This is a genomic window from Sphingobium sp. B8D3B, from assembly GCF_025961875.1.
GTDB lineage: Bacteria > Pseudomonadota > Alphaproteobacteria > Sphingomonadales > Sphingomonadaceae > Sphingobium.
The window spans coordinates 1,770,215-1,783,401 of sequence record NZ_JAOQON010000001.1; the positions used below are offsets into that span (position 1 = coordinate 1,770,215).

At 64.9% G+C, this 13,187-nt stretch carries 13 protein-coding genes; 4 read left to right on the forward strand and 9 right to left on the reverse strand.

The annotated features are described in order from the left end of the window. Positions 1–5: 5 nt before the first annotated feature. Together M2343_RS08335 and M2343_RS08340 are read right to left on the reverse strand one after the other, a co-directional pair. Positions 6–482 carry a DUF1465 family protein gene (locus M2343_RS08335; protein ID WP_264569750.1) on the reverse strand — a complete coding sequence of 159 codons (477 nt, stop codon included), beginning with the start codon at positions 480–482 and terminating at the stop codon, positions 6–8. Between the two features lie 108 nt (positions 483–590). Beyond that, the gene (locus M2343_RS08340; protein ID WP_264588476.1) at positions 591–818 is read right to left on the reverse strand and encodes a YdcH family protein; all 228 of its coding nucleotides are present in this window, start codon (positions 816–818) and stop codon (positions 591–593) included. A gap of 243 nt (positions 819–1,061) precedes the next feature. Between M2343_RS08340 and M2343_RS08345 the strand changes: the two genes are divergently transcribed. Then, positions 1,062–1,223, forward strand: a complete 162-nt coding sequence (locus tag M2343_RS08345; protein ID WP_181561349.1) for a YdcH family protein — start codon at positions 1,062–1,064, stop codon at positions 1,221–1,223. Between the two features lie 162 nt (positions 1,224–1,385). Here the strand turns inward: M2343_RS08345 and sdhA are convergent, their stop codons facing one another. The 3 genes from sdhA to sdhC are packed head-to-tail and all read right to left on the reverse strand — an operon-like array spanning position 1,386 to position 4,026. Next, positions 1,386–3,200, reverse strand: a complete 1,815-nt coding sequence (sdhA, locus tag M2343_RS08350) for a succinate dehydrogenase flavoprotein subunit (protein ID WP_264569749.1) — start codon at positions 3,198–3,200, stop codon at positions 1,386–1,388. A 2-nt stretch (positions 3,201–3,202) separates the two neighbouring features. Beyond that, positions 3,203–3,592, reverse strand: a complete 390-nt coding sequence (gene sdhD / locus M2343_RS08355; protein WP_181559024.1) for a succinate dehydrogenase, hydrophobic membrane anchor protein — start codon at positions 3,590–3,592, stop codon at positions 3,203–3,205. Then, positions 3,592–4,026, reverse strand: coding sequence for a succinate dehydrogenase, cytochrome b556 subunit (gene sdhC / locus M2343_RS08360; protein WP_264569748.1), 435 nt, complete (start codon positions 4,024–4,026; stop codon positions 3,592–3,594). Before sdhC ends, sdhD begins: the two co-directional genes overlap by 1 nt. A 240-nt stretch (positions 4,027–4,266) precedes the next feature. Between sdhC and M2343_RS08365 the strand changes: the two genes are divergently transcribed. The 3 genes from M2343_RS08365 to M2343_RS08375 all read left to right on the forward strand — a co-directional run bounded on the left by M2343_RS08365 (position 4,267) and on the right by M2343_RS08375 (position 7,650). Beyond that, complete coding sequence (locus M2343_RS08365) at positions 4,267–5,625, forward strand: methyl-accepting chemotaxis protein (protein WP_264576289.1); 1,359 nt, start codon at positions 4,267–4,269, stop codon at positions 5,623–5,625. A gap of 73 nt (positions 5,626–5,698) precedes the next feature. Continuing rightward, positions 5,699–6,712, forward strand: a complete 1,014-nt coding sequence (locus M2343_RS08370; RefSeq protein WP_264576290.1) for a 50S ribosomal protein L11 methyltransferase — start codon at positions 5,699–5,701, stop codon at positions 6,710–6,712. 74 nt (positions 6,713–6,786) lie between these two features. Beyond that, positions 6,787–7,650, forward strand: coding sequence for a dienelactone hydrolase family protein (locus M2343_RS08375; RefSeq protein ID WP_264576291.1), 864 nt, complete (start codon positions 6,787–6,789; stop codon positions 7,648–7,650). 12 nt (positions 7,651–7,662) lie between these two features. Here M2343_RS08375 and ligA read toward each other — a convergent pair whose 3' ends face one another. From ligA to M2343_RS08395, 4 genes are all read right to left on the reverse strand, one after another. Next, the gene (ligA, locus tag M2343_RS08380) at positions 7,663–9,876 is read right to left on the reverse strand and encodes an NAD-dependent DNA ligase LigA (RefSeq protein ID WP_264576292.1); all 2,214 of its coding nucleotides are present in this window, start codon (positions 9,874–9,876) and stop codon (positions 7,663–7,665) included. Further along, positions 9,873–10,283, reverse strand: a complete 411-nt coding sequence (locus M2343_RS08385; RefSeq protein ID WP_264576293.1) for an endonuclease domain-containing protein — start codon at positions 10,281–10,283, stop codon at positions 9,873–9,875. Before M2343_RS08385 ends, ligA begins: the two co-directional genes overlap by 4 nt. 160 nt (positions 10,284–10,443) lie before the next feature. Next, positions 10,444–12,108 carry a DNA repair protein RecN gene (gene recN / locus M2343_RS08390; protein WP_264576294.1) on the reverse strand — a complete coding sequence of 555 codons (1,665 nt, stop codon included), beginning with the start codon at positions 12,106–12,108 and terminating at the stop codon, positions 10,444–10,446. 72 nt (positions 12,109–12,180) lie between these two features. Then, positions 12,181–12,966 carry an outer membrane protein assembly factor BamD gene (locus tag M2343_RS08395; RefSeq protein WP_264576295.1) on the reverse strand — a complete coding sequence of 262 codons (786 nt, stop codon included), beginning with the start codon at positions 12,964–12,966 and terminating at the stop codon, positions 12,181–12,183. Between the last annotated feature and the right edge of the window lie 221 nt (positions 12,967–13,187).

A 13,187-nucleotide genomic window follows, 5' to 3' on the forward strand; every position in this document is an offset into this window, starting at 1 on the left:
ACGGCTCAGAAGGCCCGTTCAAGCCGCGTCAGCAGAACATGCGCCGGATTGATCGGCATCGCCGACAAGCGGGACCTGCGGGCCAGGAACTGGCGCTCGAGGCGGGCCACTCGCGCATAGAGCTCCTCGGAGCTGGCGATGAGCGCGCGCATCTCTTCGTTGAACTGGCACGAGACGTCGAGCGGCGTGAGGGCGGCTGGGCCAAGCCGATAGCGCTCCTCCTCCCGCACGGATTCGCGCATCTCGCCGTTGAAGATCGCGCGCTGCGTGAGCAGCCACGCGATCACGTGCATCAGCCGCGTCGTCACCTTGATCGATTCGCAGGAGAAATCGACCCAGCCGATGCGACCCAGCGACTGACGATGCTCCTCGGCGCGATCATCGAAATAGGAGCGCGCCTCATCAGCCAGCACCATGGCATCGACATACAGGGCGTCGACAAGCTGACGGTCAAGCACGTGCGGGGGCATCGAGTCGTTCATGAGCCTGTGCTGCCACAAGCCGGGCGGAACGTCAGGTCGATTAACCTTCAATATACCATCTGGATGGGTGTTCCCGTCGATCCGGCGGCCGCTTATACCCGTGGGCGGTCAGGCGATAATGTCGGGAATCAGGCTATTTTCCAGCATGGTGATCTCGTCGCGCAGGCGAAGCTTGCGCTTCTTGAGGCGGGCAAGCTGAAGTTGGTCGGGCAAGGAAAGCTGACCCAAAGCCGCAATCGCGCAGTCGAGATCGCGATGCTCGACACGCAAGGCTTCCAGCCGCTGCTCGATTTCCTCGATCGATAACACCGATTCGCCCCCAGTTCTGAACGGCACGCCTACATGGCAGGGCACCCTTGGCGCGGCAATGCGCAACTGCGCAACAAAAGAAGGTGGTTAGCGACTTTTCTTTCGCGTGCCCGCAAGCTTCTGTCCGCCCACAGAAAGAATGTTTAACGAAAGAACGTGACACCGCATGACGGGTCTCGATTTATCGCAGCTTCGCGCAATTGCCAGAGACAGCGGAGGCGATTGGTGATCTACTGAACCTCCATTGAAGCAATGGCCAAGGAGGACATGATGGACACAAGCCACGTTTCCGCACTGCACGCCAAGCATGCCGGGCTGGAGGCCCGGATCAAGGACGAGATTACCCGTCCTGCGCCGGACAGTTACCGGCTCGCCACCCTCAAGAAAGAGAAGTTGCGCATCAAACAGGCACTCGCTTCCGCAGCGACCTGAGCGCCAGGCTATGACAGCCAGGTAGGGGCGCTGGCCGCCCCTGCTCTGGCCAGCCCGGCTATCGTCAGACGACTGACGATCCCCCGACGACCAAGCTGAAAACGCCTGCCGGAGCCACATCGCGTGGGACGCTCTGTTGGCGCCCCATGGCGATGGACCCGATCAGTAAACGCGCTTCTTCGGCGCGATATAGTCGATGTCGTCGGTCAGCGTGTAGTCATGCACCGGACGGCTATCGAGCTTCACGCTGCCGCCCTTGCCACCCCAGCCCTCGAACCAGCCGAGGGTGTGCTTCATCCAGTTGGCATCGTCTCGATCGGCATAATCCTCGCGCGCATGGGCGCCGCGGCTTTCCTTGCGGGCAATCGCGCCGTGGATGGTGACGCTGGCCTGCGAGATAAGGTTGTCCAGCTCCAGCGTCTCAACGAGATCGCTGTTCCAGATGAGCGACCGGTCGGAGACCGCGATGTCGGTCATGCCCTCGTAGATCTTGCCGAGCTTTTCGACACCTTCCGCCATCAGCTCTTCGGTGCGGAACACGGCGGCGTGGGCCTGCATCGTGCGCTGCATGTCGAGGCGGATCTGTGCCGTGGGCGTGCCGCCCTTGGCATTGCGGAAATGATCGAGGCGACCCAGCGCCAGCTCGTCGCCGCTCTTGGGCAGCGGCTTGTGCGGCGTATCAGGCTTCACGATCTCGGCGATGCGCTTGCCGGTCGCGCGGCCGAACACCACGAGATCGATCAGACTATTTGAGCCGAGGCGATTGGCGCCGTGTACCGACACGCATGCAGCCTCACCGACCGCGAACAGGCCCGGCACGACATGATCGGGATTATCGCCCTTCCGGGTGACAACCTCGCCATGATAATTGGTCGGAATGCCGCCCATATTATAATGGACGGTCGGCACCACCGGCAGCGGCTGACGGGTCAGGTCCACGCCCGCGAAGATCTTGCCGCTCTCGGTAATGCCGGGCAGGCGCTCGGCCAGCACCTTGGGATCGATATGATCAAGGTGCAGGTGGATGTGATCCTTGTTCGCGCCGACGCCCCGACCCTCACGGATTTCCATCGCCATGGACCGCGAGACGACGTCGCGCGAGGCGAGATCCTTGGCGGACGGGGCATAGCGCTCCATGAAGCGCTCGCCTTCCGAGTTGGTGAGGTAGCCGCCTTCGCCGCGCGCGCCCTCGGTGATGAGCACGCCCGCGCCATAGATGCCGGTCGGGTGGAACTGGACGAATTCCAGATCCTGCAGCGGCAGGCCGGCGCGCAGCACCATGGCGCCGCCATCACCCGTGCAGGTATGGGCGCTGGTGGCCGAGAAATAGGCCCGGCCGTAGCCGCCGGTGGCGAGCACGACGCAATGGGCGCGGAAGCGATGGATCGTGCCATCGTCCATGCAGAGTGCGATGACGCCACGGCAGACGGGGCCGTCCGGCGTGTCTTCCATGATCAGGTCGAGCGCGAAATATTCGATGAAGAAGTCCGCGTCATACTTCAGGCTCTGCTGGTAGAGCGCGTGCAGCATGGCATGGCCGGTACGATCCGCCGCCGCGCAGGTGCGCTGGGCCGGCGGGCCTTCGCCCATATTCTGCATCATGCCCCCGAACGGGCGCTGGTAGATCTTGCCTTCCTGCGTGCGGCTGAACGGCACGCCGGCATGTTCCAGCTCGTACACCGCCGCCGGCGCCTCACGCACCATATATTCGATCGCGTCCTGGTCGCCGAGCCAGTCCGAGCCCTTGACCGTATCGTACATGTGCCAGGTCCAGTGATCCGGCCCCATATTGCCGAGGCTCGCCGCGATGCCGCCCTGGGCCGCGACGGTGTGGCTGCGGGTCGGGAACACCTTGGTGATGCAGGCGGTCTTGAGGCCGCTTTCGGCAATGCCCATGGTGGCGCGCAGGCCCGAGCCGCCGGCGCCGACGACGACGGCGTCATAGGTGTGATCGATGATCTTATAGGCTTGCGTCATGATTAGAGCGCCCCTCCGGCCAAGGCGATTTTCGCGACAGAGAACAGGCTGACCGCGGCGCAGCCGATGACGAAGAAGTGCAGCAGGATGAGCGTGGCGAACTTCAGCCCCTCATCATGCACATAATCCTCGATGAGCACCTGAAGACCGAGGCGGATGTGATAGAAAACGCTGACAATCATCAGCATCATCGGCACCGCGACGATGGGCTGGGTCAGCCAGCCGGTGATGGCCGCATGATCATGCGCCGGCAGCAGCGCCAGGCTGGCTAACAGCCAGCTGACCAGCAGCAGATTGCCGATTGCTGTGAAACGCTGGGCGATCCAGTGATGCGTACCGCTCCGTGCCGAGCCGAGGCCACGCACGCGGCCCAGTCTGGTTCCGCTGCCCATCAGAATGCCCTCCCCACGAAGATCCAAGCCCAGAAGGCCACAGTCGCCAGCGCCGAGGCGGCGAGAATGACCTTCGACCACCGCTTGTTCGCCGTCAGCTCAAAGCCCGCGCCCATGTCCATCACCAGATGGCGCAGGCCCGAGAGCATGTGCTGGAAGAACGCCCAGGTCAGGCCGATCAGTACGATGCGCGCGATCACATTGGCGATCAGGCCAGCCAGATCGCCAGCATCCGCTTGCCAGACATAATATTGGAAGTTCGCATAGGCCGCCGGTCCGCTCGCCGCTGCATACAGCCACCAGGTCAGGCCGAGGCCCCCCAGAATCGCCATGCCATCCCCCGTCACGCGGTGGAGGATGGAAAGAAGCATATGCGGGCCCCACTTCCAGATGGTGAGGTGCGGGGAAAGCGGCCTTCGCCCGGATTGCGCCATGATCGAGCAGTCCTGTTCGTGAAAGAATGCGCCCCTTTAGCGCAAAGCTGCTGCACTGCAAACGCTCGCTGGCGCCATGTCACCAATGTGCAGACTGAGGTCCCGATGAACATGGAAAACAGAGGATGTTAGCCCTCGATTAACGAAAGGCCGATATCACGCCACCCCATACGACCCGGCAAATGGCAGGACAAAAGGGGCACCGAGGCCATGATCGCAGGAAAAAGCGACACGATTTCAATGGCTGAACGGCTGCAGGAGTTCGACCCCCAAGCGACATTGCCGGGGCGGGCGCGTCAAATCCTGGCTTATCTCGGAGACCGCATCGACGAATTGGGCGACACCGCCATGACGGTGTACCTCCACTGCATCGACCTTGCGGCGGTCGGCCCGGCGGAGCTGGAAGCCACACGGCAGGGCGCAAGAACCTTCCATCGAACACTGCTCAGCGATTTCGCCGGGGAAGAGTGGACGGAGATGGCGCGGACCGGCGTGATGAAGATGCTGGCGCGCGATGTCTCCATCCGCACCCAGATCGTCATCATCAACCGCGTGGTCGACAAGGTCCGTGATATCCTGACGGAGCTTGTTGCCGATCGCGACGAGCGCTCGGAACTGCTGGCCGCCATGCGGTTCATCTCGCTGGTGCAAGCGGAAGTGTGCTGCGCCTTTTACGCCGACACGATCCGCGAGCAGGACCGGATCGAGCGCCAGCGCCAGCGCGACAAATTCTCCGAATTGCTCAACACCCAAATCGATCTGGCCGCGCAACTGGGCGAGCGCCTGCGCGAGCAGGCCCGCGAATCCTCGAACGCCACGCGCGGGATGCTCGACAAGGCTTCCGAAGTCGCCGCCGCCGCCGAACAATCGGCGATCGCCATGCGCGAAGCCGCGCACACCAGCTCCGGCCTGATCCGCGCCATCGAGGAAGCCCGCACCGAAGTGGACCAGGCGGCGGAAGTCGCCGCCCTGGCCTCCGAGCAGGCCGGCGAGGCCGTGAACGTCTCGACGGCGCTGAGCGATCACGCCCAGTCCATCGAATCGATCCTTGGCCTGATCCGTGATATTGCCGGGCAGACCAATCTCCTCGCCCTCAACGCGACCATCGAGGCTGCGCGCGCTGGCGATGCGGGACGCGGCTTTGCCGTCGTCGCGCAGGAAGTGAAGTCCCTCGCAAGCCAGACCGCCCACGCCACCGACGACATCGCGCAGAAGATCGCCGCCATCCAGAACGCCACGCGGCATACGGTCGAGACCAACGAACGCATCCGCGAAACCGTGCTCAACGTGCAGACCATGGGCATGCGCATCCGCACCGCGATGGACGCGCAATCGCAAACCGTAACGATGATTACCGCTGCAGTGGACGAGACGGCGCTTGCCGCCGACTCCATGTCATCGAACATTTCGGCGATCCGGCAGGATACGGAGATCGTCGCCTCGGAGATCGACGAGCTGGAAAGCGGCTTCACCGAAGTCCGCAACCTGCTCGGCGCCCTGCGCACGCGCTCGGCCAATTTCGTGGTCTCCATGGCACCGGCGACCGACGCCCAGGCAGAGCCGCAGCCGGCTTATCCGCCAATCCGACGCGCCGTCTGACAAATCCGCTCCGCGGGGGGTGACACGGTCCATTCTCTCTCCCTTTGCCGTCCAAATCGGCTAGAGAGAGGGCATGACAAAGCGTTCCTCCACCGCCAGCGTCGCGCCCGCGACGCCCTGGCAGATGACCTTTTCCTGCACGCGCGCCGTCGCCGAGCGGTTCGAGCTTGAGGCCGAGCCGCTGTTCATCGACTGGCCCTCGCCGCCCGCGATTCTGGCGAGCGAGCCGGACGAAAGCCAGCCCGATGCCTGGCAGCTCGACATCATCTTCGAAACCAAGCCGACGCGCGCGACCATCGACGCCATCGCGGCGCTGATGCCCGATGGCGCCGCCACCCCCTACACGCTCGCGCAATTACCGGACACCGACTGGGTGACGCAGAGTCAGGCCGGTCTGGAGCCGATGACCGCCGGGCCGTTCCATGTCCGCCATGACAGGGCGGACAGTCCGCGCACCGACCGCATCGATTTTCTCATCCCCGCCAGCCGCGCCTTCGGCACCGGCCAGCATGAGACGACACGCGGCTGCCTGCTGGCGCTGGCCGACCTCAAGGCGCGGGGTATGCGCTATGGCAATATTGCGGACATCGGCACCGGCACCGGCCTGCTTGCATTCGCTGCCAACCGCTTGTGGCCCCGCGCTCATGTGCTCGCCTCGGACATCGACCCTGTCGCGGTAGACGTTTCGGCCGAAAATGCCGATCTGAACGGCGTTCCGCTCGGGGCCGGCGCGGGGGCGTTGCGGCTGGTCGCCGCGCCGGGGGTCGAGCATCCGCTCATTCAGGGCCTTGCGCCTTATGACCTGCTCATCGCCAATATTCTCGCCGGGCCGCTGATCGAGTTGGCGCCAAGCCTCTCCGCACAGGTCGCCGAGGGCGGCACGCTGATGCTGGCAGGCCTGCTGGGCAGCCAGGCCGGCCGCGTGCAGGCGGCCTATCGCGCGCAGGGCATGGTGCTGATCTGGCGGTTCGACCATGGCGACTGGCCGACGCTCGTGCTGCGCAAGCGCCATCGCTTCGGCTGGCGCCGCCCGACGCGCTGGCGCACGGGCGATCATGGCGCCGCGCCCGGCTTCGGCAGCTGGTAACACCGGCTGCGCATTGACAGGGCGCCCGCGCCGACCGACCATCCCCGCCTGACGCTGCGAGGGAGAGATTCGGCATGTGCGACAATGACATCCATCAGGGCCTGGTCGAGGATTGGAGCGTCACCCGGCGCATGTTCATGGCCACCGGTGCGGCCGTCGGTCTGGCCGGGGCGGCGACCGCGCAGGCCGTCGCCAACGTCACTGAGAAGAATGTGACCATCAAAACGCCCGACGGTTCTGCCGATGCCGCCCTCTTCCACCCCGCCGGCACAGGCCCCTGGCCCGCCGTGCTGATGTGGCCGGACATCATGGGCCTGCGCCCGGTGTTCCGCGAGATGGGACGGCGCCTGGCGGCCGAGGGTTATGTCGTGCTCGTGCCCAACCCCTTCTACCGCAATGCCGTCGCGCCGGTGATCGACGGGACGTTCGACTTCAGCAACCCTGAGTCGCGCAAGATCCTGTTCGGCTATCGCGCCGCGATGAGCGATGCCGCGGTCGATCATGACGCGGCGGCCTATCTCAGCTTCCTCGACGCGCAGCCGCAGGTCGACAAGGGCCGCAAGGCGGGCGTGCAGGGCTATTGCATGGGCGGGCCGCTCTCCTTCCGCACCGCCGCTGTGGCTTCGGCACGGATCGGCGCGGTGGGCAGCTTCCATGGCGGAGGCCTGACCACCGACCAGCCGAGCAGTCCGCATCTGCTCATCCCCAAGACCGATGCCGCCTATCTCGTCGCGGTGGCGCAGAATGACGATGCCAAGGAGCCGGAGTCCAAGACGATCCTGCGCAAGGCATTCGATGCAGCGGGCAAGACCGCAACGGTGGAGGTCTATCCCGCCGACCATGGTTGGTGCGTGCCCGGTAGCCAGGCCTACAACCACGACGCGGCGGAAAAGGCCTGGGCCGCGTTGCTCGCCATGTATCGCACAGCGCTGGCCTGACGCGGAGGCGCTTTAGCCGGCGCTCCGCACGATCTCGGCCCAGGCGGCCTCGTCGATCACCTCGATCCCGAGGTCGGCGGCTTTCTTGAGCTTTGAGCCGGCGCCCGGCCCGGCCACCACCAGATCGGTCGACGCGCTGACCGATCCGGCCGATCGGGCGCCCAGCGCCTCGGCCTGCGCCTTGGCTTCATCGCGGCTCATCGTCTCCAGCTTGCCGGTGAAGACGATGGTCTTGCCCGAAACGGCGCTGGCCTTCACATCCACAACATAAGGCGGTGGCGACACCTGCGAGAGCAGGTCGTCCCACGCCGCGACATTATGTTCCTCATGGAAGAAGTCGCCCAGCGCCTCGACAACGGCGCCGCCGATGCCTTCGATGGCGGTGAGCGTGGCCTTGGCCTGTTGGACAACGTCCCCGTTCGGGTCGAGCGAAGTCGAGACCCGTTCGCGCATCAGCATCTCGACTTCGCTCGATGCGAACGGAAGCCGGTCGGCATTGGCAAGCATCGACCACGCTTGCAGTGCCGGCAAGGTCGCGAATGCCTTCATCAGATCGCGCGCTGTTACCGCGCCGACATGGCGGATGCCGAGGCCGAACAGCAGCCGCGCGGCATCAGGCGCGCGCCGGTCCTCGATGGCCTTGAGGAGATTGTCGACCGACTTCTCCTTCCAGCCCTCGCGGCCCAGCAGATCGGCGCGATGCTGCCTGAGCCGGAAGATGTCCGCCGGGCCATGCTCCAGCCAGCCGAGCGCGAAAAACTCGCGAATGGTCTTGTCGCCCAAGCCATCGATATCCATCGCGCCGCGACTGACGAAATGGTTGAGCCGCTCGATGCGCTGGGCCGGGCAGATGAGGCCCGCCGTGCAGCGCACATCGACCTCACCTTCCTCCGCGACCGCCTCGCTGCCGCATTCCGGGCAATGATTGGGGAAGACATAGGGCGCCCGCTCCGCATCCCGCGTCAGATTGTCCACGACCTGCGGGATCACGTCGCCGGCACGCTGGACCAGAATCCGGTCACCGGGCCGCACGCCCAGCCGCGCGATCTCGTCGCGATTGTGCAGGGTGACGTTCTGGACCACCACCCCGCCGACTGTGACTGGCTTGAGCCGCCCCACAGGCGTCAGCTTACCGGTGCGGCCGACCTGAATGTCGATGGCTTCCAGCGTCGTCTCGGCCTGTTCGGCGGGGAATTTATGCGCAATCGCCCAGCGCGGCGCCTTGGCAACGAAGCCGAGCCGCGCCTGCCAGTCCAGCCGGTCCACCTTGTAGACCACGCCGTCGATATCGTAAGGCAGATCGGCGCGCTGCTGCTGGATAGTTTGGAAGTGGTCCAACGCTTCGCTTACACTTTGGATGCGACGCACCAAATCGGAAACCTGAAACCCCAACGATGCGATGGCGTCCATAGCGTCCTTCTGGGTCTCTACTGGAAAATCGGTAACTTCCCCCCAGCCGTGAGCGAGAAACTTCAGGGTTCGGGACGCCGTAACCCTGCTATCTTTTTGGCGTAAAGACCCAGCAGCAGCGTTTCGTGGATTGGCAAATTGCCTGACCCCTTCGGTGTCTAACGTTTCGCCCACAGCTTCCGCTGCGACCAGGGCAGCGTCCATCAATCTCTCGTTGAGGGCTGCGAAAGCACGCTTCTCCATATACACTTCGCCGCGGACTTCGAACACTTCTGGCGAAGTCGGGAAAAGGTTTCCGCCGACTTTCAATTGTTGAACGATGTCCTCGATCGTCTGAACGTTCGACGTAACATCTTCGCCAACGACTCCGTCTCCGCGCGTCAATGCCCGTACCAGCAGTCCTTTCTCAAACCGCAATGAGCACGATAGGCCGTCAATTTTTGGCTCGGCAGTTAGAGTGATGGGAGCGTCTGAGGCTAAATTAAGGAAGCGCCTAACCCTAGCCACGAACTCTTCGACGTCATCGGCGGAAAACGCATTATCGAGACTAAACATACGCTTGGCGTGCGGAACCTTGGCAAGCGCAGACGTCGCCACCGAAGCGCCCACCTGCCGATTGGGGCTGTCCGCACGGATCAGATGCGGGAAAGCTGCCTCCAGCGCATTATTCTCGCGCACCAGCGCGTCGAAAGCGGCATCGCTGATCTCGGGCGCGTCATTGGCGTGATAGAGCGCGTTGTGCTTCGCGATTTCCTTCGCGAGCCGCATGAGGCGGTTCGCGGCCTCAGCTTCGGTGAGTGTGTGGGGATCGGTCATGCGCTCTTCCTCCCCTCCTCTTCAGATGAGGGGCCGGGGGTGGTGCCTGCCTGCCATCGATCCGGGAGCATATCGAGCTTCGCGCGCAGGTGGGTCAGAACGCCCTCCATATTTGTCATCACATCGCTGTTGTTGAAGCGCAGGGTGGAGAAACCCTGGTTCACTCTCAATTGTTGGTCTCTGACCGCGTCTAGCTCAGGCAGATGGGTCTGGCCGTCGACCTCCACCACCAAGCCTTTTTGCGGACAGAAGAAATCGACAATCCGGCCGTCAATCGTCGCTTGCCTGCGGAACTTGTGGCCGAGTTGTGAGGCGCGCAGATGCTGCCAGAGGCGGCGCTCCGGCTCGGTTGGCTCGCGGCGCATCCGGGAAGCCCGCGCGAGCATGGTGGGGCGATCGGGGTTCATGGGCGTTCACCACCCCCGGCCCCTCCTCTAAAGAGGAGGGGGGCAAGCTGCGGCGTGACGCCAGCCTGTACGCTGACCAGGTGCAGATTGTCAGCGCGACGCAATCTCCCCTCCTCTTCAGAGGAGGGGTCGGGAGTGGTGCTGGACGGCGACACCATCCTCACACCCCCTCCAGCAGCCGCTCGGCCTGGGCACGCGCTTCGTTGGTGATCTCGGCGCCGGAGAGCATGCGCGCGATTTCCTCGCGGCGTTCGGCGTCGTCGAGCGGATGGACCCCGGTGCGGGTGATGGTGCCGTGCGAGGATTTGGCGATCAGCAGATGCGCTGCGCCGCGTGCGGCCACCTGCGGGGAGTGAGTGACGACGATCACCTGCCCGTCACCGGAGAGCCGTGCCAGCCGCTCGCCGATCGCGCCGGCCACGGCCCCGCCGACGCCCCGGTCGATCTCGTCGAAGATCATCGTGCCCGCGCTGCCCTGCGCGGCGAGCGCGACCTTGAGGGACAGGATGAAGCGCGACAATTCGCCGCCCGACGCGATCTTGGTGAGCGGTGCGAAAGGCGCGCCGGGATTGGTAGAGATCATGAACTCGACCCGATCCTTGCCGGACGCGCGCCACTGCCCTTCCGGCAGCGGCTCGACATCGGTGCGGAAGCGCGCCGCATCCAGCTTGAGCGGAGCCAGTTCGCCGGCGACCGCCGCGTCCAGTCGGGCAGCGGCCTCCCGGCGGCCATCGCTGAGCGCCTGGGCTGCGGCTTCATATGCCTGCCGTGCGGCCGCGACGTCCCGTTCAAGATCGGCCAGCCCTGCCTCACCCGCATCGATCCGCGCGAGCTGATCGCTCATGCGCGCCGCAAGATCGGCCAGATCGTCGGCCGCGACCTGATGCTTGCGCGCCAAGGCCCGCAGATCGAACAGCCGGGTCTCGATCGCGTCGAGCCGCGCGGGATCGACGGACAGCGCTTCGCCGGCCCGCGCGAGATGCTCCTCCGCTTCGCTGGCCTCGATCACGGCGCGATCGAAGGCACCCAGCGCCTGCGTCAGCAACTCATGCTCCTCGCCGATCCGGTCCAGCCGTCGCGCTGCCTGCCGCAGCTTGGCCAGCGCACCGTCCGATCCGCCGAGCAGATCATCGAGCGCAGCCATGTCCTCGGTGAGGCGCGCGCCTTTCTGCATGTCAGCACGCTCGGCGGCGAGCGTCTCCTCTTCACCCGGTTCGGGCGCGAAGGCCGTCAGCTCCGCCACGGCATGGGCGAGATAATCGCGTTCACGAGCGGCGCTCTCCAGCGTCTCGCGGGCCTCGGTGAGCCGCGCCTGCGCAGCCTGCCAGACGCCGTGTGCGGTGCGTACCGCTCCGGCATCCAGTCCGCCAAAGGCATCGAGCAGGTCCATATGCCCGCGCGGATTGATGAGGCCGCGCTCGTCATGCTGGCCGTGAATCTCGACAAGATAGGCGCCGACATCGCGCAGCAGCGCCGCCGAACAAGGCTGATCGTTGATGAAGGCGCGGCTGCCGCCATCGGCCTTGAGCGTGCGGCGGATCAGCAGCGGCTCGCCCGGCTCCTGCGCGACGTCGCTTTCGGCCAGCAGGATGGCCAGGGCAGAACCGGGCGCCGGCGGATCGAATGTCGCGGTCACGCTGGCCTGATCGGCACCGGCACGCACAAGGCCGCTATCGGCCCGCATCCCCAGCGCAAGGCCCAGCGCATCGAGCAGGATGGACTTGCCCGCGCCGGTTTCGCCGGTGAGCACGGTCAGCCCCCGCTCGAACACGAGATCGAGCGCCTCGATGAGCACGATGTTACGGATCGAGAGGCCGGTCAGCATATGCGGTGCAGAGCTAATCCATTGCCCTCATGCTGTCACCCGCCTTCGCCAGCGCAACGCGCCGGAAAGAGATCAGGCGCTCGGAGCGTGCTGCGTCATCAGGCGATAGGAGCGCTGATACCAGTCCGAATCAGGATAGTTGGTCTGCAGCACGGCAGCGGCCCGCTTGGCTTCTTCCGTCATGCCGAGCGCCAGATAGCTCTCGACCAGACGGTGCAGCGCCTCTGCGGTGTGGCTGGTTTGCTGGTAATTATCGACGACCTGACGGAAGCGCATCGCGGCGGCGATCCACTCGCGGCGGCGCTGGTAGAAGCGGCCGACTTCCATTTCCTTGCCGGCGAGATGGTCGTTCACCAGATCGAGCTTGAGCCGTGCATCGGATGCGTAGCGCGAATCGGGGTAGCGGCGGACCAGCTCGTTCAGCGCGTCACGAGCTTGCAACGTCAGCTTCTGGTCGCGCGTCACGTCGCTGATCTGCTCATAATAGCACAGAGCGATCAGATAATAGGCATAGGCCGCGTCGCGGTTGCCGGGATGGATGGAGAGAAAGCGCTGGGCCGACTGGATCGACTGGCGATAATTGCGCGCGGCATAATAGCTGAACGAGCTCATCAGCTGCGCGCGACGGGCCCAGGGCGAATAGGGATGCTGGCGCTCCACCTCGTCGAACAGCACGGCAGCCTCGGCAAAGCGACCATTGTCGAGCCGCTGCTGGCCCGCCAGATACAGCGTGCTGACGTCGCGCGCGACATAGCGCGTATCAACGCGGTTCGAACTGCGCGCGCAGCCGGCCAGCAAGGCGAGTGAGATCAGGCTGGCGGCAATCAGCCGGCCACGACGCAGCGGTGTAACGGTCATGCGCAGCCTCTTAACCGAGCAACCGGACCGCGCCAAGCGAATGATGCGCGCTTTGCGCCACGGGCAGAAGACAGATGATGCATGGCGCGCGAAACAAGGACCGGCCCGTTGAACCGGCGCTGAACGAGAGCGGCTGAATGGGCGCCTGACCCTCTTTCCCCATGCGGGCGCACCGCCCGCAAACCGCGCCGTCGCTCTCTGTGTGGGAGGTGGGAAGCGGC